Here is a 21,855-nt window from a genome sequence, read left to right as displayed (position 1 = left end):
GATCGGTTGCCGTGGCGCAGGCCACCGTGCGATGCCCTCAAGCACCGCGAACGGCTGCCTCAGCTGCCGAAGACGGCACCGACGACCTCTTTGAAGGCCAGGTCGAGGCCGCTCACCAGCGCCACCATGAACACCACGAAGACCAGCACCACCGCGGTGTAGGTGACCATCTGCTTGCGGTTCGGCCAGATGACCTTGCGCAGCTCGGCCCAGACCTCACGGATGAAGCGCATGAGCCGGGCGAAGATCGACGCCTGCTTCGGCTTGCGGTCGCGCTTCGGGGTCGCCGTGCCTTTGGCGTCCTTGGACTTCTCGGTCTTGTCCCCGGCCTTCGCCTTGCCGGCGGGGCGGGTCTTGTCGTCCGACTTGGCGTCGGCCTTACCGGACGGGCGCGCGGACGCACGGCGCTCACGCCGGGCAGCGGCGGTCACCGGGCGGGACTGCTCGTCGGGCTTCTGCCCGGCGCCGTCCTGCGCCTTCTCACCGCTGGCGTCGCTGTCGCTCACGACCACTCCTCCGCCTTCACCAGTTCGCTTACGCAGGGGTGACAGGACTTGAACCTGCAACCTGCGGTTTTGGAGACCGCTGCTCTGCCAATTGAGCTACACCCCTTTGGAGCCCCGATGCTCTGGAGCTCCCGAGGACGCATTCCATCGTCCCCACCGCCGTGGCGGGGATGACCGTAGTGCGTTCCGAGACCAGAAGTCTACGGCAACCCCCGAACAGCTTCGCAACCGCGCCCCTCAAAGCGGCGCGGAGCAGCCTTCCGCGGGGAAACTCCCCCACGGCCGACCCCATGATCGTGCCACGATGTCGCCATGAGCGCTCCCGCACCCTCGCCTTCGCCCGCCGCTCGCGTTTCGGCCCGCATCGGCGGCATCACGCCGTCGGCCACGCTGGCCGTCGACGCGAAGGCCCGGGAGCTCAAGGCGCAGGGTCGTCCGGTGATCGGGTTCGGCGCGGGGCAGCCGGACTTCCCCACCCCGGCCAACGTGCTCGAAGCCGCCGAAGCGGCGGTCCGCGACAAGGTCAATCACGGCTACACCGCCGCGGGCGGGCTGCCGGAGCTGCGCGAGGCGATCGCGGCGAAGACCGTCCGCGACTCCGGGTTCGAGGTCGATCCCGGGCGCGTCCTGGTGACCAACGGCGGCAAGCAGGCGGTCTACTCGGCGTTCGCGACGCTGCTCGACCCCGGCGACGAGGTGTTGCTGCCGGCGCCGTACTGGACGACGTACCCGGAGTCGATCGCCCTGGCCGGCGGCGTCCCGGTGCAGGTCACGGCGGACGAGACGACGGGCTACCTGGTCACCGTCGAGCAACTCGAAGCCGCCAGGACGCCGCGCACGAAGGTGTTGCTGTTCGTGTCGCCGTCGAACCCGACCGGCGCGGTGTACCCGCGTGAGCAGGTCGAGACGATCGGGCGCTGGGCGCACGAAAACAACCTCTGGGTGATCACCGACGAGATCTACGAGCACCTGGTCTACGAGGGCGCCGAAGCGCCCTCGATGCCGGTCTTGGTCCCGGAGCTCGCCGACCGGACCATCGTCCTCAACGGGGTCGCGAAGACGTACTCGATGACCGGCTGGCGGGTGGGCTGGCTGCTCGGTCCGCAGGACGTCGTCAAGGCGGCGACGGCGTACCAGTCCCACTTGTGCGGCAACGTTTCGAACGTCGCACAGCGCGCGGCGCTGGCGGCGGTGAGCGGACCACTCGACGCCGTTTTCGCGATGCGCGAAGCATTCGACGCACGGCGAAAGAAGGCGCTGTCGCTGCTTTCCGAGATCCCGGGAGTCGAGACTCCGGTGCCACTCGGCGCTTTCTACGTCTATCCGTCGGTGAAAGCCTTGCTGGGCAAGGAGATCCGTGGTGAACGTTCGGCGGACACGGTGGCGCTGGCGGATCTGATCCTGCGTGAGGCCGAGGTCGCCGTGGTGCCCGGCGAGGCGTTCGGGACGCCGGGGTATTTCCGGATTTCCTATGCGCTGGACGAAAACGATCTCGCCGAAGGGATCACCAGGATGGGCCGTCTGCTCGCGGAAGCACGGTGACCGTGGTGCGCTTGGGAATCGCTCTTCCGCAGTACGGTCCCCTCGCGTCGATGGACGCCGTCACCGGCTTCGCCGCGGCGGCCGAGGAGCTCGGGTACGAGTCCCTGTGGGTCGGGGATCGGGTGCTGGCGCCGGTCTCTCCGTCGGACTTCTACCCCGGCGGCACACCGGAACGGCCGTACCCGCCCGAGTTCGTCACCTTCGCCGATCCGCTGATCCTGCTGACCGTCGCCGCGAGCGTCACGAACAAGGTCCGGCTGGGCACCAGCACGCTCACCGGGACGGTGTATCCGGCCGTGGTGCTCGCCAGGATGCTCACTTCACTGGATCAGGTCAGCGGTGGCCGTCTGGACGTCGGGCTGGGCATCGGCTGGCTCCGCGACGAGTACACGGCGACGGGCACGCCCTGGAAGGGGCGCGGCGGGCAACTGGAGGAGCTTCTCGACGTCCTCCGGAAGTTCTGGACCGGCGATCCGGTCGAACACGAAGGAGAACGCTGGCGGATCCCGGCGTCGAAGGTGGGGCTGCGACCGGCGCAGAGCCCGCATCCGCCGGTGTTGCTGGGCGGACTGTCCCCGGTGGCCCTGGATCGCGTCGGCCGTCGCGCGGACGGCTGGCTTCCGGCGGGACTTCCCGCGCCGTATCTGGCGAAGCTCTGGGAGACCGTGGTGGCCGCGGCCGAGAAGGCGGGCCGCGACCCCGGCGAGCTGCGACGGGTACTGCGGATCAACCCGAAACCGGGAACTGACCTCAAGGACGTCGCGGCGCAGCTGGAGGCGGCCGCCGAAACCGGGATCGCCGAGGCCTTCGTCGACCCGCATTACCTCGCGCGGGACGTCACGCACGCCCTCGATCTCGCCGCCGAACTGCGCGACCTGCTCCCGAACGGCTGAAGGCCCTCCCCGTTCGCCGGGAAGGGCCTTCAGAAGGTCAGGATTGGCCGTCGGCGAGCTGGACGAGCGCGTGGGCCTTCGCGGCGTACTTCCAGTTGCCGAGGTCCCGGATGGTCTTGATCTTGAGCTCGGCGAGGAGTTCGTCGTGCTTCTTGGTCAGGCCTTCGAGCGCGGACGGCGGCGCGTCCAGCAGCTCGCTGATCCCCTTGTCCTCCCACGCCTTGTCCACCAGCTTGTTCAAGTTCAGGCTCACGTGATTTCGCCTTTCCTCGGGGCAGGTACGGGCACCACCCTGAACGTGATCCACGTCTCAGGCAACCGGAGATCACCCGTTCACGCGTCGTTCACCGACGACCGGACCGATGACAAACGTGACCCAGGTCGCGTACAACGAACGGGTGACGCAGCGGAGAACGGGCGGCGGCTGCCTCTTCCTGGTGATCGTGCTGTCCGTCCTGGGGATCGCCTACCACCTTTGGGATCGTGGAACGGCGGTGACACCGGCGGGCGTCACCACTTCGGACGGCACGGGCCGGTACGTGGCGCTGGGCGACTCCTACACGGCCTCGCCGGGCACCGGGCGGCCCGCGGGCGCGCCGGCGGGCTGCGATCGCTCGGACAACAACTACCCGAGCCTGCTCGCCGCGAAGCTGCGTCCGGCCGAGTTCGTCGACGTCAGCTGCGGCGGCGCCACGACCGAGCACCTCACCGGCGAGCAGAAGACCCGCGACGGCACGAACGCTCCCCAGCTCGACGCCGTCGACGGCGACACGACGCTGGTGACCGTCGGTATCGGCGGCAATGACGTGGGCTTCGCCGGCTTCGCGAGCCAGTGCGCGACGCAGGTGCAGACCGCTTCGCCCTGTAAGACCCAGCTGACCGCGGGCGGACGCGACCAGCTCGCCGAACGGATCACCGCCGCGGCGGACCGGCTCGGTGGAATCCTGGACCAGATCCGCGCGAAGGCCCCTTCGGCGCGCATCGTGGTCGTGGGGTACCCGACAGTGCTTCCGGACGACGACGGCGGTTGCTGGCCCGTCCTGCCGGTCGGTGCGGGGGACGTGGCCTACTTCCGGGACTCGCTGAAACGACTGAACACGGCATTGCAGGACACGGCGAAGGCGCACGAAGCGGGCTTCGCCGACATGTCGACCGCGAGCAAGGGGCGGGACATGTGCAGCGCAGCGAACCGGCGCTGGGTCGAAGGCCCCACTCCGTCGGTGCCCGCGGCACCGCTGCACCCGAACGCCCGGGGTGCGCAAGGGATGGCGGAGGTCCTCGAGAAGCTGCTCAAGCTCGCGTAGAGCAAGGGACCTTTGCTACCACTTACTTAGGCACGCTAAGCGAGTGGTAGCAAAGGTCCCTTGCTCCCCCGGACGTCAGTTGCGGACGACCGCCTGCGCCTTGCCCAGGACGGCCTTGCCCTCGAACTTGGCGGTGATGTCGACGCGGGCGGTGCCGTCGTCGTTGACCACGGCGACCTTCCCGGTGAACTCGATCGTCGCCGCGCCCTCGTTCGGCACGACCACGGGGCGCGTGAAGCGCGCGAAGTAGTCGACGAGGCGGCCGGGGTCGCCGAGCCAGTCGGTGACGAGCCGCGCCCCGAGCGCCATGGTCAGCATCCCGTGCGCGATGACGTCGGGAAGGCCGACCTCCTTGGCGAAGGCCTCGTTCCAGTGGATGGGGTTGAAGTCCAGCGACGCGCCGGCGTAGCGCACCAGCTGGTCACGGGTGACGTCGATGGTCAGCGGCGTCAGTTCTTCCCCGACGGTGAACGTGCTCACGCGTCCTCCCCTCGGACCACGAGCTGGGCGTTCGTGGTGGCGATCAGGCCGCCGTCGGCGCCGGAGATCTCGGCGCGCAGGTTGATGAAGTCGTTCCCGGCGCGGGCCATGATGTTGTCGATATGCGTGGTGAGCGACAGGACGTCGCCCGCGTGCACCGGCCGCGTGTAGGTGAACCGCTGATCGCCGTGGACCATCCGCGAGTAGTCGAGCCCCAGCTCGGGGTCCGAGACGATCGCGTTGATCGAGGCGAGGTTGATGATCGTCAGGAACGTCGGCGGCGCGATGACGTCGGGGTAGCCGGCCGCCTTCGCCGCTTCGGGGTAGCGGTAGAGCGGGTTCGCGTCGCCGAGCGCGTCGGCGAACTCCCGGATCTTCTCGCGACTCACTTCATAGGTACTGGTCGGCGGGTACACCCGCCCGGTGAACGACTGGTCCAAGGCCACCCGAGCAGGCTACCGAACCCGAAAAATACCCGAAGCCGCCCTGGTGACCAGGGCGGCTTCGGGTAAGACAGGTAGAACCGCTAGACGCTCAGCGGGTCTCTTTGTGAGTCCGGTGCGTACCGCAGTTCGGGCAGAACTTCTTCATCTCCAGGCGATCCGGGTTGTTGCGCCGGTTCTTCTTGGTGATGTAGTTGCGGTGCTTGCACTCCTCACACGCGAGCGTGATCTTCGGTCGCACGTCAGTGGCAGCCACAGCATTTCCTTCTCTACTAGGCCTGGGATACCCAGGATTACCGCGTAGCGGTGGCCGGACTTGAACCGGCGACACAGCGATTATGAGCCGCTTGCTCTGCCAGCTGAGCTACACCGCCTTACATGAACCTGGCCGCGACACGCTTGCGTGACGCGGCTGAGGTTCTGAGCCCCTTTACGGAATCGAACCGTAGACCTTTTCCTTACCATGGAAACGCTCTGCCGACTGAGCTAAAGGGGCCTTGCCTCTCGCGAGGACTTGGAAAGATTAGCAAGTCCTCGCGGGCGGCTGAAACAGGGGGGTACGTTACCGCAAAACCTCAGGTCAACAGGGTCAGGACGGTCTCGGAGTGGCGTCCGGGCGAACGCGCCGTCCGAGCCTGGAGCCACGCCTCGAGGCGGTCCTCGGGCAGCGGGCGCGAGATGAGGTAGCCCTGCGCGACGTCACAGCCCATCGCTTCGAGCTGATCCCGCGCGACGTCCTCCTCGACGCCCTCCGCCACGACCGTGAGGCCGAGCGAATGGCCCAGCTCGACGATGGAGCGCACGACCGCGAGGTCGCCGAGGTCGGTGCCCATGCCGAGGACGAAGCTCTTGTCGATCTTGACCTGGTCGACCGGGAGCTGCCGCAGGTACGCCAGCGACGAATAGCCGGTGCCGAAGTCGTCGACGGCGAGCACGATGCCCAGCGAGTGCAACTCCCGCAGGATCGGCAGCGCCTTCTGCGGGTCGGACATCACACCGGACTCGGTCAGCTCGAAGGTGAGCAGCTCGGGCGGGATGCCGAAACGGTCGAGTTCGCGGGCGACCTTCGTCGGGAAGTCCTCGTCGGCCAGGTTCCGCACGGACAGGTTCACCGCGGCGGAGATGCGCAGGCCCTCGTCGAGCCATTTGCGCACGCGCTTCAACGACTCTTCGAGCACGAACGACGTCAGGACGCCGATGAGGCCGGCCGCTTCGATCGCCGGGACGAACTCGTCCGGGCCCAGCCTGCCGAACTCCGGGTGCACCCAGCGGACGAGCGCCTCGACACCTTGGATCTGCCGGTTCGGCAAGGTGATCTTCGGCTGGTAGTGGACGCTCAGCTGGCCTTCTTCGAGCGACTGCCGGAACTGCGTGACCATCTGGAACCGGCGCATGAAGATCTGGCCCATGCTGGCCATGTAGCCGCGGACCTCTTCGCCGTCCTTGGTCGCGCGGACGGCGACGTCGGCGCGCTGCAGGAGCCCGTCGACGTCGACCTGGTCGTCGTCTTCCGCCGACGAAGTGGCGTAGCCGATCATCGCGTTGGCTTCGACGGAGAGCCGGTCCACCGGGTACGGGGCGACGAGTTCCGCGCGAAGCAGCTCCGCGGCGGCCTGGGCGCGTTCCGGCGCGCAGCCGACGAGGAGCGCCGCGAACGACGCGCCTTCGAGCCTGGCGAGCGGGACGTCGGGGCCGAGCGCGTCGCGGATCCGGCGGCCCGCGGCGATGACCATCCGGTCCGCCCACACGTAGCCGAGGGCGTCGCTGACGGTGGAGAAGACGTCCAGATCGACGCGGAGCACGACCGCGTCGACCTGTTCCCGCAACGGTTCCTTGGCGACCTGGCGGAAGCCCGGCCGGTTGAGCAGGCCGGTCAGCGGGTCGTGGTACGCGTCGTGGCGCAGGGTCGCGAGCAGGCGCCGGTTGTCCAGCGACGTCGCGAGGTGGCTGGCCATCGTGCCGAGCAACTGGACGTCGTACTTGCCGAACCCACGCCAGCGGCTCAGCCGGTCGTGCGCTTCGACGACGCCGAGGAGCTGGTTCGCGCTGCGCAGCGGGACGACCAGCGCCTCCTGCGCGCCGCGATCGAGCAACGCGGAGCGGACGTCGGGATTGGCTTCGGTGATCCGGAAGTGGCGGACGTGCGCGCCGGGCAGGCGCAGCAGCGGGTCGTCGGCGGCCGGGTCGACCGGCGGCAGTTCGTCGCCCGCGACGACCATCCGCATGGTGTCCTTCGGCTCCAGCCGAAGCCTCAGCACGACGCGGCCGGCGGCGAGCTGGTCCTTGATGCGTTCGGCGATGGTCGCCCATTCGCGGACGTCCACGCCGCCGACGAGTTCGTCCGCGCGCCCGGCGGGCCGTGCGGCGGCCTGCTGACCGGAGCGCGCGACCATCAGGCTGACGTCGGACAGCGCTTCCATGTCGCGCTGCTCGCGCAGTAGATCGGAGTACGCCCAGTACAGCGCGGTGAGGCCGAGGAAGACGGCGAGCACGAGCGGCCAGGCCTTCGGCGTCCCGGAAATGACCAAATATCCGGAAAGACCGACCGAAGCGTTGACGAAGCCGACGACGAGGATGCGGCCGGTCAGCCGGATCGCGGTGCTCACCCGCATGCGACGGCGCAGCACGCGGACGGCGGCGAGCGCGAGCAGCGTGCTGACCAGCGGCGCGGTCAAAGTCCCGGCCAGCGCGGCGATCCAGGTCATGTCGTGGGCACCGGAGGCCTGTTTCACCAGTCCTGCCACGGCGAACGCGCCGGTGATCTCCAGCAGGAACGCGCCGGCGTTGTAGAGCACGCGGCCGGCGACCTTGCGGGCCAGCAGTGTTCCGATCCCCGCCGCGAGATGCGCGGCGAGCACGACTTCGAAGGGAGCGACGAAGAATCCGATGACCAGCGGGATCTCGGTGAACGATATCGTCCACGAGATGCCGCTGCGGACGTCGACGTTGATGCCGAGCTGTTCGGCGAGCAGGAACGCGAGGGCGAGGATCGGCCCGATCCACAGCAGATCGTCCGAGGCCTCGAAGTCCAGCCAGAGGCTGACCGCGGCCGCGGCGGCGATGCCCATGGTGAGTACCGCGAAGGTGTAGACGCGGAACCGTCGCTCGTCGGTACGAGCCTCCGTAACGGCGCCTCCCTTGCCCGCAGCCGCCTGTGCGGCGCTCCCGGGCCTGCCGTTCGTGTCCGGCATCCGACCTTCCTTCCCGGCTGCCCAACCGGTCTTGTCCTACCGCGACCTCGGGGACGAGGGCAATACAGTACCCCGGAGGGCGTACCCAAGTCCCATTCGAGACAGTATGAGATCACCCCAGGGTTAACAATGGGCGCGTCGCGCTGACCTGCGTGGACCAAGGGGTGAAATGGGAGCGTTATTCGCGTTCCTTCCGACTACCGGAAGTCACCTGGCGCCACGCTCCGGCCAATCTCGTGAAGTTCCCGGCGGACCCGTCAGTAGGGGCTTGAATAGCCCTATGAATAGCCACGCCATCGCCGCCGGGCACGCCGAGCGGCTCGCCACCGTGGACGCCCTGCTCCCCGAAATGCCTGCACTGGAGCCTGCCGAGGGCTCCGTGTCACTCTCCGCGACGGCAGGCGACTCGGCCGCCGCCGGATTGTCGGTACGGACCGAGGCGGGTCCCGATTCTGTTGACTCTCCGTGGCGGGCCCTCGTCGAACATCGCCTCGAAGCCCGCCTCACCGGTCCCCGCCCGGAAGCGGCCCTCGACGCATTACTCACCCGATGGGATGAACATCTGAAGACCGTGGCCCCACCTGGGGATGTCGAGACGGCGGCGACCGTGGTGCGGCCGAGCCGGGACTCCCCCGGCTCGGCCGAATTGCTGCGCCGCGGCTTCGCGCCGGTGCTGGTGATCGCGGTCCGCCCGGCCGACCGGCTCGCCGTGACCGGGCCGCCCGCCACTCCCGGCGTGCACATCCGGCCCGCCGAAGCGGATGATCTCGAAACCGCCGTCGGACTCGAACTGGAATTGCAGCGTTATGACGCGCAGTTCGGTTCTGTCACTTTGCGCGAGGGCGCGGAGGAAACGATCACGGCGGACCTGTCGAAACAGTTGGGCCGGGAAAATCCGACGTTGTGGATCGCCGAGCTGTACGGCCGTCCGCTGGGCATGGTGCGGGTGCAGTTCCCCGGCGACACGGCATGGATCCGCGGCCGGGTCGCGGCCGAGAAGGTCGGCTACCTGTCTTCGTTGGCGGTGGCGGAACAGGCGCGGTCGAGCGGCGTGGGGACGGCGCTCGCCGCGCACGCCCACCAGGTCTTCGACGAATGCGGCGCCGACGCCGTGCTGCTGCACCACGCGCTGGCCAACCCGCGCTCGACGCCGTTCTGGTACGCGCAGGGCTACCGGCCGCTCTGGACGTACTGGCAGCGGCGACCGGCGGTCCCATGATCCGGATAGGCTCGGTTCCGTGACGAGGGACGATGACACGGCCCCGGTGGCACCGACCGGGGTCGACACCGAAAAGCCGTCCGCGGCGAGGATCTACGACTGGTTCCTCGGGGGGACCCACAACTGGGCGGTCGACCGCGAGTTCGCCCGCGCGCTGGAAAAGCAGTGGCGCTGGGTCAAACCGGGCGCGCGGCACAACCGCGAGTTCATGAACCGCGTCGTGCGCGCCGCGCTGGACGCGGGGATCCGGCAGTTCATCGATCTGGGTTCCGGTGTCCCGACAGCCGGGAACGTGCACGAGATCGTGCAGGAGGAACTGGAGCCGGGCGATACGGCGAAGGTCGTGTACGTCGACTACGAGCCGGTGGCGGTGGCGCACGCGGAGCTGATCCTCGAACGCCACGAGGCGACCGACTGGGCGGGGATCGTCCAGGCGGACATGCGGCGGCCGAAGGACGTCCTGCGGCATCCGGAGACGCTGCGGCTGATCGATTTCGACCGGCCGGTGTGCCTGATGATGATGGCCGTCCTGCATTTCGCCGGCCCGCACGACGATCCGCCCGCGCTGGTCGCGACGTACCGGAACGCGCTCGCGCCGGGCAGCTGGCTGGGGCTGTCGCACATGAGCTTCGGCGGCCAGACCGGCGTGGACGCCGACGGGCTGCACTGGATGGTCGAGCAGTACCGGAAGACGAGCAACCCGGTGTGGATGCGGGACCGCGAAGAGATCGAGCCGCTCTTCGGGGACTGGCCGTTGCTGGAGCCCGGCGTCGTCCACCTGCCCGACTGGCGGCCGGTGCGGGAGCTGCGGCGGGACGAGGAAGGTGCCCGGCCGTTCGCCTGGTGCGGTGTCGCCGTCCACCCGTGACATCCGACCTTTCGCCGGTTCGCGTCGCGTTTAGCGGGCTAAAGGCGACGCGTTCCGGACGAAGGTCGGAGGACTGGATGATCGCTGACGGCGAACGCGCGGAGGAAACAAACGGGTCGATCGGAGAGTTGAGCTAGGCAGACTCAACTAACCGAGGAGTGCACAGATGACCGACAACCGCCTCCTGCCCGTCCTCCCGCTCGATGACGACGTCGTGCTGCCGGGCATGATCGTCCCGCTCGACCTCGCCGACCCGGAGACGCGCGCCGCGGTGGAGTCCGCCCAGGCCAACACGCCTGCCCAGGCTTCCTTCCCGGGGATCCGGTCCAGCGCCGCCACCAAGGCCGAGGTGCTGATCGTCCCCCGTGTCCACGGCGAATACGCCGAGCTCGGCACCATCGCGACCGTCGAGCGCATCGGGCGCGTGCCCGGCGGCAAGACCGCGGTGCTGTTGCGCGGCACCCGGCGCGCCGTCGTCGGCCGCATCGCCGACGGCCCCGGCGCCGCCCGCTGGGTCCACGCCGAGGTCGCGACCGAGACCACCGACGACAACTCCGCGAAGCTCGCGTCCGAGTACAAGAGCGTCGTCCTCGCGATCCTCCAGCAACGCGGCGGCTGGCAGATGATCGACGCCGTCCAGGAGGTCGAGGACCCGTCCGCGCTCGCCGACCTCGCGGGCAACTCGTCGTACCTGAACACCGAGCAGAAACTCGAACTGCTCACCGCGCTCGACGTTTCGGCCCGGCTGGAGAAGGCCCTCGAATGGAGCCGCGAGCAGCTGGCCGAACTCGAGGTCACCGACACCATCCGCAAGGACGTCCAAGAGGGCATGGAGAAGCAGCAGAAGGAGTTCCTGCTGCGCCGCCAGCTCGAAGCGATCCGCAAGGAGCTGGGCGAGCTCGACGGCACGGCCAACGACGACGACTACCGCGCCCGCGTCGAGGCCGCCGAGCTGCCGGACGCGGTCAAGAAGGCCGCACTGTCCGAAGTGGACAAACTGGAGCGCACCTCCGACCAGTCCCCCGAGGGTGGCTGGATCCGCACCTGGCTGGACACGGTCCTCGAACTGCCGTGGAACGAGCGCACCACCGACGTCCACGACATCGCCGCGGCGCGCGACATCCTCGACGCGGACCACGCCGGCCTCGAAGACGTGAAGGAACGCATCATCGAGTACCTGGCCGTGCGCAAGCGTCGCGCGGAGTCGGGTCTCGGCCCGGTCGGCGGCCGTCGTTCGGGCGCGGTGCTGGCGCTCGCCGGTCCTCCCGGGGTCGGCAAGACGTCGCTCGGCGAGTCCGTGGCGAAGGCGATGGGCCGCAAGTTCGTCCGCGTCGCGCTCGGCGGCATCCGTGACGAGGCGGAGATCCGCGGTCACCGCCGCACCTACGTCGGCGCGCTGCCCGGCCGGATCGTCCGTGCCATCAAGGAAGCGGGCTCGATGAACCCGGTCGTGCTGCTCGACGAGATCGACAAGGTCGGCGCCGACTACCGGGGCGACCCGACGGCCGCGCTGCTGGAGGTGCTGGACCCGGAGCAGAACCACACGTTCCGCGACCACTACCTCGAGGTCGAGCTGGACCTGTCCGACGTCGTGTTCCTCGCGACGGCGAACGCGCTCGAAACCATCCCCGGCCCGCTGCTGGACCGGATGGAGCTGGTCACCCTCGACGGCTACACCGAGCACGAGAAGGTCACCATCGCCCGCGACCACCTGCTTCCCCGCGAGCTGGAGCGCGCCGGTCTCGGCAAGGACGACGTCACGCTGACCGACGGCGCCTTCAGCCGCATCGCCGCCGAGTACACGCGAGAGGCCGGGGTGCGCAACGCGAACCGGACCATCGCGAAGGTGCTGCGGAAGGTGGCGACCAAGGTCGCGCTGGACGAGGTCGCGCTGCCGCTGACGATCGACGCAGACGGGCTGGAGACCTACCTCGGCCGGCCCCGGCACCTGCCGGAGTCTTCGCTGCCCGCGTCGACCCAGCGCACGTCGACCCCGGGCGTGGCCACCGGGCTGGCGGTGACCGGCGCCGGCGGTGACGTCCTCTACATCGAGGCGTCACTGGCGGATCCGGAGTCCGGCTCCACCGGGCTTCAGCTGACCGGCCAACTGGGCGAAGTGATGAAGGAGTCGGTGCAGATCGCGTTGTCGTACCTGCGTTCGCACGGCGCGGAGCTGGAACTCCCGGTCGGCGATCTGAAGGACCGCGGCATCCACGTGCACGTCCCCGCGGGCGCGGTGCCGAAGGACGGGCCGAGCGCCGGCATCACGATGACGACCGCGCTGGCGTCCCTGCTTTCGGGCCGGGTCGTGAAGTCGGACGTCGCGATGACCGGTGAGGTGTCGCTGACCGGGCGTGTGCTGCCGATCGGCGGGGTCAAGCAGAAGCTGCTGGCCGCGCACCGGGCCGGGATGAAGACGGTGATCATCCCGCAGCGCAACGAGCCCGATCTGGACGACGTCCCGGCCGAAGTGCTGGCACAGCTGGACGTCCACGCCGTGGCGAACGTCCGCGACGTGCTGGACATCGCGCTGGCCCCGGCGACGGCTCCGGTCGCCCAAGCGGCGTAACGGCGCGAGGCCGAAGCCCCGGATCCCCTTGTGGGTCCGGGGCTTTCGGCTTCCGGGATCCGGACGAACCCGGACATTGACTCGCCTTAAACCCCCTATCACGTTTTGATAACGTAGATTGCGTGCCACCCAGCCGGGGTGCGTGATCCTTGAGAGGGCAAGGTCATGAGTCAAGGAATTCTTTCCCCGTTGCGGCCGAGGCGCAGGTGCGTTTCGGCCGGTCAGATCGTCTGTCTCAGCATTCTCACCGGATTCACCGCGGCGCTGACCTTCGCCGGCACCAGCGCCACGATCGCCGCGGGGATCGCCATCGCCCTGTTCGGCGCCGTTCTCCGCCAACCCGCGCCCGCCAAGGCACCCCGATGAACACGGAAGCGGAGTTCATGGCGCGACTGCGCGAACTCCGCGACCGCAGCGGCCTCAGCATCCGCGCGCTGGCCGCCGCGACCGGCTGGTCCCGCAGCACCTTGGCCGACCTGCTGGCCCGGAACACCTTGCCCGGCAACGAAAACCAGATGCGAGTCCTGTTGCGCGCCCTGCTCCGCACGGTCCCCGGCGAGCTCGGGGCCGACGAATATCTCGCCGACTGGCGTCACCTGATCGGACGTCGCCACCACCGCAATGGGGGTTGCGCACCGCTCGACCGGATACTCGTCGCACTGGAAATCGCCGCACAGCGCGGCGGGGCCGAAGCGCCGGGCCTTCGCAAAGCGAAAGAAATAGTGCTGCACGAAGGTTCCCTACGAAAGTTCCCTCCTCGCGGTGAATACGCCGCGAATTCACCTGGATGTCCCGTTCCGCCCGTACTCTCCGACCCGCTCCATCCCGCACCACCACATCAGCGGATGTCTCGGAGGCACGAGTGAAGCGACGGAATTTCCTGCGCGCGGCCGTGGTCGGCGCCGGTGTCACGGCGTTCGGAAACAGGCTCTCGGGAGCGGCTCTCGCCGCGCCCGCCCAGAACGGACCCAGCCCCTACGGCGCGCTCCAGGCGGCCGACGCGAACGGGATCCAGCTGCCGGCGGGATTCACCAGCCGCGTCATCGCGAGGTCCGGCCAGAAGGTCGCGAGCACCGGGTACACCTGGCACAACGCCCCGGACGGCGGCGCGGTGTTCGCCGACGGCAGCGGCTGGATCTACGTGTCGAATTCGGAGATCACCCCCGGCGGCGGCGCGAGCGCGGTGAAATTCGACGCGAGCGGGAACATCACCGGCGCCCACCGCATCCTGGCGAACACCCGCCAGAACTGTGCGGGCGGCAAGACTCCTTGGAACACCTGGCTTTCCTGTGAAGAGATCGACCTCGGGTTCGTCTACGAATGCCAGCCGAACGGCCCGGCCACGGCCGCCGTCCAGCGGCCCGCGATGGGGAAGTTCAAGCACGAGGCCGCGGCGGCCGACCCGGTGCGCAAGGTCGTCTACCTGACCGAAGACACCTCGGACGGCTGCTTCTACCGCTTCGTCCCGACCACCTGGGGCAATCTCTCCGCCGGGACGTTGCAGGTGCTCAAGGCGGGCACGGCGACCTCGGGCAGCTTCACCTGGGCGAACGTTCCCGACCCCGACGGCTCCCCCACCGCCACCCGCAACCAGGTGTCCGGCGCGAAGCGGTTCAACGGCGGCGAAGGACTGCACTACGCCAACGACACCGCGTGGTTCACCACCAAGGGTGACAACCGCGTCTGGCAGCTGAACCTGACCAACAACACCTACGAGCTGGCCTACGACGACTCGCTGGTCAGCCCCGGCTCGGCCCCGCTGACCGGCGTCGACAACGTCACCGGGACCTCGTCGGGTGACCTGTACGTCGCCGAAGACGGCGGCAACATGGAGATCTGCATCATCACGCCGAACGACATCGTGGCCCCCTTCCTGCGGATCAACGGCCAGAGCTCGTCGGAGATCTGCGGCCCCGCCTTCACCCCGGCGGGCAACCGGCTGTACTTCTCTTCCCAGCGTGGCACCTCCGGTTCGTCCTCGGGCGGGATCACCTACGAGGTGACCGGCCCCTTCCGGGCCTGAGACCGGCGTGCGGGGGCGCCTGCGGCCGGCGCCCCCGCACGGCTCAGGCGTCGATACGAGACTTCTCGCGGACACGGCTCACCACGAAGAGGATCAGGGCGACCGCGACGGCGGCGATCACGAAGTACTGGAAGAACCCGGCGTATTCCTCGACCAGATGCCAGCTCTCCCCCAGGCCGTAGCCCGCCAGGACGAAGCCCGTGTTCCAGATCAAGCTGCCCAGTGTGGTCAGGGCGAGGAACCGCCAGAACGGCATGCGTTCGATCCCGGCGGGCAGGGAGATGAGGCTGCGGAAGATCGGCACCATCCTGCCGAAGAACACCGCCTTGGAGCCGTGTTTCCGGAACCATGCCTCGGTCTTGTCGAAGTCGGACGTCTTGACCAGCGGGATCTTCGCCATCCAGCGGCGTGTGCGGTCGCGGCCCAGCAGCAGGCCGAGGTAGTACACGATGATCGCGCCCACCACCGAGCCGAACGTAGTCCACACCAGCGCCTCCACCAGCGTGAACGTGCCCTGACTGGCGGAGAACCCGGCGAGTGGGAGCACCAGTTCGCTGGGGATCGGCGGGAACAGGTTGTCCAGGCCGACGATGATCGCGGCGCCCGGACCACCCAGCGCGTCCATCAGCGACACCGCCCAGCCGGCGAGCCCTCCCATCGGTTCACTGGCGGATTGGGCGAGGAGGAGGTTCATGGCGGCCTTTCGTGGTCGTCTGCGGATGTCAACGAACGTACGAATCGCCCGGGTTCCGCACACTGTGGTGAAGCGGCACAAATCACTGCGGTAAACCGCAGTACCGATCTCCGGCTACCCCGCTAACCTGGCGTTATGCCTGTTCCGGCAGCGATGCGCCGCTATCTGCGCAAAGCACTCCGCGGCACACTCGGCCTGGCGATCGGCGCCATGACCGCTGCCGCGGAGGCCTTCTACGTGCTCTTCGGCACGCTCGCGCTCGCGGTTCCCGCGCTGCGGCAGCCGGTCTTCGCCGGTGCGCGCGTACTGTCCGAAGTGGAACGGCGACGACTGGAGAAATACTTCGGCGAAGAGAACGCCACGAACTACACCGATCGCCGTGCGATGGCCTATCTCGTCCCCCGGTCCGTCATCGGGCTGCTCTGCGCCGCGATCTTCATCCTGATCCTGCTGGGCGCCGGATCCGCGGTGATCATCGCCGCTCAGCTCTTCGAGGGTCAGTCGCCCGGCGGAGGAGCACCGGCCGACTGGTACGACCCGGTCACCACCGTCCTCTTCGGCGGGTTGCTTGTTTTCCTTTCCCTGCAAGGGCTGATCGGAGCCGCGACGCTGGACGCCAGGCTGGCGAAGCGTTTTTTCGGCCCCAGCAAAAGCGAACAGTTGCGCCGGCGGCTCTCCGAACTCACGACCAGCCGGGCGGAAGTGGTCGAGGCGGTCAACGGTGAGCGCCGCCGGATCGAACGTGACCTGCACGACGGCGTCCAGCAGCGGCTCGTCGCGCTCGGGATGCTGCTCGGCCGGGCCCGTCGCGCGACCGACCCGGAGCGTGCGTCGGAACTGCTCCGGCAAGCGCACGAGGAATCACAGCGCGCACTCGTGGATCTGCGTGAGGTCTCCTGGCGGGTGTATCCGATCGCGCTGGACGCGGACGGGCTGCATCCCGCGTTGGAGGCGCTCGCGGAACGCTCGGGTATCCCGGTCCACCTACGGGTCGGCCTGCCGGAACGGCCACCGGCGGCGATCGAGACCGTCGTCTACTTCGTCGCTTCGGAGGCGGTCACCAATACGATCAAGCACGCCGCGGCGACGCGGATCGACATCGACGTGGAGCGGGACGGGGACAGGGTGCGGGTACGGATCACCGATGACGGCGCGGGCGGGGCACGTGAGTCGGGCGGCGGGCTTTCCGGCCTCGCGATGCGCGTCGCGGCGGCGGACGGGCGGTTCACGGTGGACAGTCCGCTCGGCGGCCCGACCGTGGTGACCGCGGTGCTGCCGTGCGAGTGATCCTCGCGGAGGACTCGACCCTCCTGCGCGAAGGGCTGGTCCGGCTGCTGGTCGAAGAGGGACACGAGGTCGTGGCGTCGGTCGGCGACGGTGAAGCGCTCCTCTCGACGACGGCCGCCTACCGGCCGGACGTGATCGTCACGGACGTCCGGATGCCGCCGACCCACACCGACGAGGGGCTTCGCGCGGCGCTCGAGATCCGGAAACGCTGGCCGGAGATCGGGGTGCTGGTGCTCTCGCAGTACGTCGAGAAGCGCTACGCCGCCGAGCTGATCACCGGCGACGGTGAACGCGTCGGCTATCTCCTGAAGGACAGGGTCGCCCAGGTGGGCGAATTCCTGGACGCGCTCGACCGGGTGGCCGCGGGCGGTGCGGCGTTCGATCCGGAGGTGGTGCGGCGGTTGCTCGCGCGGACCACGCACACCGATCCGCTCGCGAAGCTGACCGTCCGCGAGCGTGAAGTGCTGGAGAAAATGGCGCAGGGCCACACGAATCCCGGGATCGCCGAGTCGTTGTTCATCTCGCTGAGCGCTGTCGAGAAGCACGCGAACGCCCTCTTCGACAAGCTCGAACTGGCCAACACCGCCGGGTACAGCCGTCGCGTCCTGGCCATCCTGCGCTACCTCGGGTCCTGACGCCGGGTTGACAGGCAAGTGACGACTTGCCTATAACTGAGTCGTGGACGGCGACCTGTTCAAGGCGATCGGCGACGCGACGCGGCGCACCATCCTGGACGAGCTGACCGAAAAGGACGGTCAGACCCTGTTCGAGATCTGCGGCAGGCTGACCATGAAGCACGGCTTGACCTCGTCACGGCAGGCCATCTCGCAGCATCTCGCGATGCTCGAACAAGCGGGCCTGGTGCGCACCCGGCGACAGGGCCGCTACAAGTTCCACCACATCGACACGGGCCCGCTGCGGTCGATCGTCGAGCGGTGGCCCATCGACCGAGAGGAACCGAACCCGTGATCCGGATCAACATCACCAGCGTCTTCGTCGACGACCAGGCCAAGGCCCTCGACTTCTACACCGGAAAACTGGGCTTCATCAAGAAAACCGACGTGCCCGCCGGGGAAGCCCGCTGGCTCACCGTGGTCTCCCCGGCCAACCCCGACGGCGTCGAACTGCTGCTGGAACCGGACGGGCACCCCGCGGCGAAGCCGTTCAAGAAGGCCCTGGCCGACGACGGCATCCCGTTCACCCAGTTCGCCGTCGACGACGTGTACGCCGAGGTCGAACGGCTCAAGGGACTCGGCGTCGAATTCACCCAGGACCCCGTCGACATGGGGCCCGTGGTCACCGCGGTCTTCGACGACACCTGCGGCAACCTGATCCAGCTCGCCACGATGAAGTAGACCCGGCAGGGCAAAGCGGGGCTTGGTCCACAGTGGACCAAGCCCCGCTTTGACGTTTCCCTACTGCTGCACCCATTCCACGAGTTCCACGGGCACACCGTTCGGGTCGGTGACCATGAAGAGACGCTCTCCCCACGGTTCTTCCCGCAGCGGCAACGTGATCTCGACACCTTCTTCGCGCAGGCGCTTCTCCTCGGCCTCGAGGTTCTCGACCGTGAAGGCCACGATCACGCCGGAGGCGCGCTGCTGCCGAAGGTTCTCCGGCAAGACCTCGATCCCCGCCTGAAGCAGGACGATGGTCACCTTCGCGGTTTCGTGCCCGAGGGAGACGAAACCCTCCGCGGCCATCTGCTCGGTGAAGCCGAAGTGCTCGGTGAAGAAACGGCTGGACGCGGCGACGTCGTCGACGGTCAGCGAGATGGTGGAGGCAAGGACGTTCATGGGCTATCCCCTTCGGCCGGCGATGAGTTTTCGGACGAGCTGGGCGGTCAGTACGACCGGCGGCGCGGGACGCCGATCGAGCGGCGCGCCGGCATCGAGCGACCGGGGAACGGCTGCTGATGACGGCGGTCGTTCCGGCGGGCCTGGGCGCGGTTGATGCCTTCGTTGCCTTGGGGGATTCGAGCGGTCAAGGAGCCTCTTCTCTCGCGGTCGGTAGTACGGACGTAAGTTTACACCCGGACTACCGGAAGTCAAGGGTATTTTTACGACGGTGGTAAACTTCGCTCATGACCAGCGCGGATGTGGGCCTTCGGGAGCTCAAGAAGCAGGAGACACGGCAGCTGATCTCCGACCAGGCGACGCTCCTCTTCATCGAGAAGGGCTTCGAGGAGACGACGATCGCCGAGATCGCCGCTGCGGCGAGAGTCGCGAAGAAGACCGTCACCAACTACTTCGCGCGCAAAGAGGACCTGGCGCTCGACCAGCACGAGGAGTTCACGAACGGGCTGGCGAACGCCGTCCGTGACCGGAAGCCGGGTGAGTCGGCGCTGGCCGCGCTACGGCGCACCTTCCTGGACGCGGTCGCGGCGCACTCCCCTGTGATCGGTTTCACCGGGCCGGTCTTCGCGAAAATGGTGCTGGAGAGCCCGACTCTGACCGCGCGACTGCGTGAACTGCACGAACTGCGCGAAGCGGCGCTCGCCGAACTTCTCGCGACCGAGACCGGAGCCGACGCGGACGACGTCACCCCGGTCATGGCCGCCGCCGAGCTCAACGCGATCGACCGTGTCCTGTTTCGCGAGGTCCTCCGGCGTTCCCACGCCGGCGAGATCAACGACGAGATCGCCGAAGCGCTGGCGAAGGCGACACAGCGGGCTTTCGAGCTGCTGGAGCCCGCCTTCGGCGACTACGCGATCCGCGAATAGCCCCTGGGATTTGTCGGGGGTAACCGCTAGGTTTCGCTCCATGTCTGAGGGGACCTTGCTCGACGTCGTCTACTGCGAAGGCTGGGACCCGGTCACCCGAGCGCTGATCGGACGGTTCTCCCCCGGCGTCGCGCGGGAACGCGATGCCGCCGGGGAGCAGTACGCCGTCGCGCTGGTGCGCCCCGGCACCGAAGTGCCGCAAATGCTCATCGAAATCGCTTGGAAGCACCACTTCGCCCGCTCAGCGCACTTCGACGAGCGGAGCAGGCGCCGCGGGTTGTTCGAGTTCCGCGTGCTCGAAGACGGCGCGCTGTTCCTCGTGAGGGTCGATCAGTGGACCTACCATTTCGACGATCAGGAGGAGTTCGACGAGCGGAACGCCGGTCGGGTCGAGTTGTCCTTCGGCCCCGAAGGTGAGGGCTGGGTGAACAAGGCTCCTCGTGGCTACGGCGGCGGTTCCAGCAGCGGTCGCGTGCGAAAGCCGGTGTCGGAGCTGAGGATGCCGAAGCCCGCCTTCGGCGACTGGGAGCCATTCACGAATACGAAGCAGCTGACCCTCCGGACGCCGGAGACGCCGGTCACCGATCCACCACTTCCGGCCGAAGAACGCCCTTGGCGGCCCTCCGTTCCCTTGCGCCCCTTCGGTATCGACGAAATGTTCACGGCGGGCACGCGCTTTTCCCTGAGCGACGGCCATGGCGTCGGCGAGATCGAGCTCCGGGATGCCGGGAAACTCCGCATGCCCAGCGGCAGGCTCGTCGCGGCGGATCCGGCCTTCCTGGATTCGGACGCCGCCCACTTCACGGTCACCGTGCCTCCCGGCGAGTACCAGGTGGCGATCTCGGTGATCCGGTTCGTCGGCGAACCGGCCCATGAACGGGTCGTGGCCGCCAAACTCGTCGTGGCCGACGTCCCCGTCGTCACCTGGGAAGCGGCGCTCTGGCATGGGCAGAACGCGCTTTTCCTCGGTGACGGGGAGTTCTACGGCTACGGCGTGGACAGCGGCACCGGCTGCTTCACCGACGCCGACGCCCTCCCCGAGGAGATGGACGACGACCTCCTGGAGAAATTCGAGGAGGTGGACCCGCATATCGACGTCACCCCGGACGGAGCCGGCGGCAACATCATCGCGTTCACCACCGGCTGGGGAGACGGCAGCTATCCGACCTGGATCGGCCGGGCGGCCGACGGCACGCCGGTCTGCTTCGTCACCGACATGCTGATCCTGAACCGTGCCCGGATTCTCACGCCCTGAGGGGGATCATGGCGCCATGACCTTCACCGGAGAAGAGATCGCGTACCTGCGCTCGCAACCGTTGGCCCGCTTCGCGACCCTGTCGGAGGACGGTGAACAGCCCGACGTCGTCCCGCTGGCGTTCGAGTTCGACGGAACGCACTTCTGGGTGGGCGGTGCGGGCGCGTCGGTCCTCGCGACCCGGAAGTTCCGCAATATCCAAGCAGGACAACGCAAAGTCGCCTTGCTCGTCGACGATCTCGTCTCGCTCGATCCGTTCATCGCCCGCGGTATCCGGGTCTACGGAGAGGCTGCCGACCCGATCGAACGGATCGGGATCGTCGGCCCGGGCATCTACTCGCGCGTGACGCCGAAGGTGTCGTGGAGCTGGAACATGGCGGGCGAGCCCGCGGGCGAGGCTTGGTATCCGTCGAGGCGAGCGGTTCACGGCGACACGTAGAGGAGCATGTCCTTCAGGACGCCGCCGATCTCATGATGGGCGGGCAGGAGTCCTTCGCAGCGGAAGCCCGCTTTCTCGGCCGCGCGCAGGGAACAGCGCTCTGGCGAGATCGAATAACCCAAGATCCCGATGCCTTCGGAGAGCTTTCGCAGCCAGAGTCCGATCGTGCCGACGGCGGCTCCGTCCGCGACGATCACGAAGGGATAGCCCCGCCCCTCCGCCCGGCCGCTCTGCTGCCGCCGCACCCATTCCTCGGCTTGCCGCCTGGTCGGATGCGCGGGCAGGCTGCCGATGAGCGGGATGTAGGGGTCTTCGCCGAGTTCGAGGGCGAGCCGGACATCGGCTTCGGTGAACTCGCGGAGAACGACGGATCCGTGGGCGGGCGGCTCGGTCATCGTTCCATTCTTGTCGGTGGCCGAC

The 21,855-nt window shown here is 68.3% G+C and carries 26 protein-coding genes and 3 tRNA genes; 16 read left to right on the top strand and 13 right to left on the bottom strand.

Annotated features, from left to right (window positions below):
• Nucleotides 1–59: 59 nt before the first annotated feature.
• Both secE and DMC61_RS22570 read right to left on the bottom strand, forming a co-directional pair.
• Nucleotides 60–512 carry a preprotein translocase subunit SecE gene (gene secE, locus DMC61_RS22575; RefSeq protein ID WP_007031001.1) on the bottom strand — a complete coding sequence of 151 codons (453 nt, stop codon included), beginning with the start codon at nt 510–512 and terminating at the stop codon, nt 60–62.
• Nucleotides 513–539: 27 nt separating this feature from the next.
• Nucleotides 540–612 (bottom strand) — tRNA-Trp (locus DMC61_RS22570).
• A gap of 206 nt (nt 613–818) precedes the next feature.
• Here DMC61_RS22570 and DMC61_RS22565 point away from each other — a divergent pair.
• Nucleotides 819–2,048, top strand: coding sequence for a pyridoxal phosphate-dependent aminotransferase (locus DMC61_RS22565; protein ID WP_125691107.1), 1,230 nt, complete (start codon nt 819–821; stop codon nt 2,046–2,048).
• Nucleotides 2,045–2,941 (top strand): TIGR03619 family F420-dependent LLM class oxidoreductase, encoded by an 897-nt coding sequence (locus DMC61_RS22560; protein ID WP_125691105.1) that lies wholly within the window; start codon nt 2,045–2,047, stop codon nt 2,939–2,941. Before DMC61_RS22565 ends, DMC61_RS22560 begins: the two co-directional genes overlap by 4 nt.
• A gap of 37 nt (nt 2,942–2,978) precedes the next feature.
• Here the strand turns inward: DMC61_RS22560 and DMC61_RS22555 are convergent, their stop codons facing one another.
• Nucleotides 2,979–3,194 carry a hypothetical protein gene (locus tag DMC61_RS22555; protein ID WP_063274312.1) on the bottom strand — a complete coding sequence of 72 codons (216 nt, stop codon included), beginning with the start codon at nt 3,192–3,194 and terminating at the stop codon, nt 2,979–2,981.
• A gap of 118 nt (nt 3,195–3,312) precedes the next feature.
• Between DMC61_RS22555 and DMC61_RS22550 the strand changes: the two genes are divergently transcribed.
• On the top strand, nt 3,313–4,245 hold the full coding sequence (locus tag DMC61_RS22550; RefSeq protein WP_125691685.1) for an SGNH/GDSL hydrolase family protein: 933 nt from the start codon (nt 3,313–3,315) through the stop codon (nt 4,243–4,245).
• Nucleotides 4,246–4,320: 75 nt separating this feature from the next.
• On the opposite strand, the gene DMC61_RS22545 is transcribed toward DMC61_RS22550, so the two are convergent.
• The 6 genes from DMC61_RS22545 to DMC61_RS22520 form a co-directional block, all read right to left on the bottom strand.
• Nucleotides 4,321–4,725 carry a MaoC family dehydratase gene (locus tag DMC61_RS22545; RefSeq protein WP_016331051.1) on the bottom strand — a complete coding sequence of 135 codons (405 nt, stop codon included), beginning with the start codon at nt 4,723–4,725 and terminating at the stop codon, nt 4,321–4,323.
• Nucleotides 4,722–5,171, bottom strand: coding sequence for a MaoC family dehydratase N-terminal domain-containing protein (locus tag DMC61_RS22540; protein WP_125691103.1), 450 nt, complete (start codon nt 5,169–5,171; stop codon nt 4,722–4,724). Before DMC61_RS22540 ends, DMC61_RS22545 begins: the two co-directional genes overlap by 4 nt.
• 88 nt (nt 5,172–5,259) lie before the next feature.
• Nucleotides 5,260–5,424 (bottom strand): 50S ribosomal protein L33, encoded by a 165-nt coding sequence (rpmG, locus tag DMC61_RS22535; RefSeq protein WP_005152047.1) that lies wholly within the window; start codon nt 5,422–5,424, stop codon nt 5,260–5,262.
• Between the two features lie 45 nt (nt 5,425–5,469).
• Nucleotides 5,470–5,542: transfer RNA gene (locus DMC61_RS22530), tRNA-Met, on the bottom strand.
• Nucleotides 5,543–5,591: 49 nt separating this feature from the next.
• Nucleotides 5,592–5,664: transfer RNA gene (locus DMC61_RS22525), tRNA-Thr, on the bottom strand.
• Nucleotides 5,665–5,743: 79 nt separating this feature from the next.
• Nucleotides 5,744–8,359: a bifunctional diguanylate cyclase/phosphodiesterase gene (locus tag DMC61_RS22520; RefSeq protein WP_125691101.1), complete on the bottom strand. Its 2,616-nt coding sequence runs from the start codon at nt 8,357–8,359 to the stop codon at nt 5,744–5,746.
• Nucleotides 8,360–8,639: 280 nt separating this feature from the next.
• Here DMC61_RS22520 and DMC61_RS22515 point away from each other — a divergent pair, with 280 nt between their 5' ends.
• The 6 genes from DMC61_RS22515 to DMC61_RS22490 all read left to right on the top strand — a co-directional run bounded on the left by DMC61_RS22515 (nt 8,640) and on the right by DMC61_RS22490 (nt 15,038).
• A complete protein-coding gene (locus DMC61_RS22515) occupies nt 8,640–9,578 on the top strand; it encodes a GNAT family N-acetyltransferase (RefSeq protein WP_125691099.1) in 939 nt (312 codons plus the stop codon).
• 19 nt (nt 9,579–9,597) lie between these two features.
• Nucleotides 9,598–10,446: an SAM-dependent methyltransferase gene (locus tag DMC61_RS22510; RefSeq protein ID WP_043847879.1), complete on the top strand. Its 849-nt coding sequence runs from the start codon at nt 9,598–9,600 to the stop codon at nt 10,444–10,446.
• Nucleotides 10,447–10,612: 166 nt separating this feature from the next.
• Nucleotides 10,613–13,015 carry an endopeptidase La gene (lon, locus tag DMC61_RS22505; RefSeq protein ID WP_063274307.1) on the top strand — a complete coding sequence of 801 codons (2,403 nt, stop codon included), beginning with the start codon at nt 10,613–10,615 and terminating at the stop codon, nt 13,013–13,015.
• Nucleotides 13,016–13,180: 165 nt separating this feature from the next.
• Entirely contained in the window at nt 13,181–13,381 is a 201-nt protein-coding gene (locus DMC61_RS42145) for a hypothetical protein (RefSeq protein ID WP_076153467.1), read from the top strand.
• Nucleotides 13,378–13,881: a helix-turn-helix transcriptional regulator gene (locus DMC61_RS42140; protein ID WP_125691097.1), complete on the top strand. Its 504-nt coding sequence runs from the start codon at nt 13,378–13,380 to the stop codon at nt 13,879–13,881. The genes DMC61_RS42145 and DMC61_RS42140 overlap by 4 nt, the downstream gene beginning before the upstream one ends.
• Nucleotides 13,878–15,038: an alkaline phosphatase PhoX gene (locus tag DMC61_RS22490; protein ID WP_063274305.1), complete on the top strand. Its 1,161-nt coding sequence runs from the start codon at nt 13,878–13,880 to the stop codon at nt 15,036–15,038. The genes DMC61_RS42140 and DMC61_RS22490 overlap by 4 nt, the downstream gene beginning before the upstream one ends.
• Before the next feature lie 43 nt (nt 15,039–15,081).
• Here DMC61_RS22490 and DMC61_RS22485 read toward each other — a convergent pair whose 3' ends face one another.
• Nucleotides 15,082–15,732, bottom strand: a complete 651-nt coding sequence (locus DMC61_RS22485; RefSeq protein WP_125691096.1) for a DedA family protein — start codon at nt 15,730–15,732, stop codon at nt 15,082–15,084.
• A gap of 153 nt (nt 15,733–15,885) precedes the next feature.
• Between DMC61_RS22485 and DMC61_RS22480 the strand changes: the two genes are divergently transcribed.
• The 4 genes from DMC61_RS22480 to DMC61_RS22465 are packed head-to-tail and all read left to right on the top strand — an operon-like array spanning nt 15,886 to nt 18,374.
• Entirely contained in the window at nt 15,886–17,019 is a 1,134-nt protein-coding gene (locus tag DMC61_RS22480; protein ID WP_125691683.1) for a sensor histidine kinase, read from the top strand.
• Entirely contained in the window at nt 17,010–17,654 is a 645-nt protein-coding gene (locus DMC61_RS22475) for a response regulator transcription factor (protein ID WP_125691094.1), read from the top strand. Before DMC61_RS22480 ends, DMC61_RS22475 begins: the two co-directional genes overlap by 10 nt.
• Before the next feature lie 43 nt (nt 17,655–17,697).
• Nucleotides 17,698–17,988, top strand: a complete 291-nt coding sequence (locus DMC61_RS22470; RefSeq protein WP_063274301.1) for a helix-turn-helix transcriptional regulator — start codon at nt 17,698–17,700, stop codon at nt 17,986–17,988.
• Entirely contained in the window at nt 17,985–18,374 is a 390-nt protein-coding gene (locus DMC61_RS22465) for a VOC family protein (protein ID WP_125691092.1), read from the top strand. The genes DMC61_RS22470 and DMC61_RS22465 overlap by 4 nt, the downstream gene beginning before the upstream one ends.
• Nucleotides 18,375–18,434: 60 nt before the next feature.
• On the opposite strand, the gene DMC61_RS22460 is transcribed toward DMC61_RS22465, so the two are convergent.
• A complete protein-coding gene (locus DMC61_RS22460; protein ID WP_125691090.1) occupies nt 18,435–18,815 on the bottom strand; it encodes a VOC family protein in 381 nt (126 codons plus the stop codon).
• Between the two features lie 47 nt (nt 18,816–18,862).
• On the bottom strand, nt 18,863–19,006 hold the full coding sequence (locus DMC61_RS41195) for a hypothetical protein (RefSeq protein WP_158634130.1): 144 nt from the start codon (nt 19,004–19,006) through the stop codon (nt 18,863–18,865).
• Nucleotides 19,007–19,102: 96 nt separating this feature from the next.
• On the opposite strand from DMC61_RS41195, the gene DMC61_RS22455 reads away from it, so the two are divergent.
• The 3 genes from DMC61_RS22455 to DMC61_RS22445 are packed head-to-tail and all read left to right on the top strand — an operon-like array spanning nt 19,103 to nt 21,435.
• Entirely contained in the window at nt 19,103–19,741 is a 639-nt protein-coding gene (locus DMC61_RS22455; RefSeq protein ID WP_125691088.1) for a TetR/AcrR family transcriptional regulator, read from the top strand.
• A gap of 40 nt (nt 19,742–19,781) precedes the next feature.
• Nucleotides 19,782–20,996 (top strand): DUF4241 domain-containing protein, encoded by a 1,215-nt coding sequence (locus tag DMC61_RS22450; protein ID WP_125691086.1) that lies wholly within the window; start codon nt 19,782–19,784, stop codon nt 20,994–20,996.
• A 16-nt stretch (nt 20,997–21,012) separates the two neighbouring features.
• On the top strand, nt 21,013–21,435 hold the full coding sequence (locus tag DMC61_RS22445; RefSeq protein ID WP_125691084.1) for a PPOX class F420-dependent oxidoreductase: 423 nt from the start codon (nt 21,013–21,015) through the stop codon (nt 21,433–21,435).
• On the opposite strand, the gene DMC61_RS22440 is transcribed toward DMC61_RS22445, so the two are convergent.
• Nucleotides 21,420–21,830: a GNAT family N-acetyltransferase gene (locus DMC61_RS22440; protein WP_233594912.1), complete on the bottom strand. Its 411-nt coding sequence runs from the start codon at nt 21,828–21,830 to the stop codon at nt 21,420–21,422. The two genes, DMC61_RS22445 and DMC61_RS22440, sit on opposite strands and share 16 nt — an antisense overlap.
• Nucleotides 21,831–21,855 lie beyond the last annotated feature (25 nt).

This window comes from Amycolatopsis sp. WAC 04169, from assembly GCF_003947535.1.
Taxonomy (GTDB): Bacteria; Actinomycetota; Actinomycetes; order Mycobacteriales; family Pseudonocardiaceae; genus Amycolatopsis; species Amycolatopsis keratiniphila.
The sequence above is the reverse complement of the archived record's forward strand: the minus strand, read 5'-3'. Positions and strand labels throughout refer to the sequence as shown.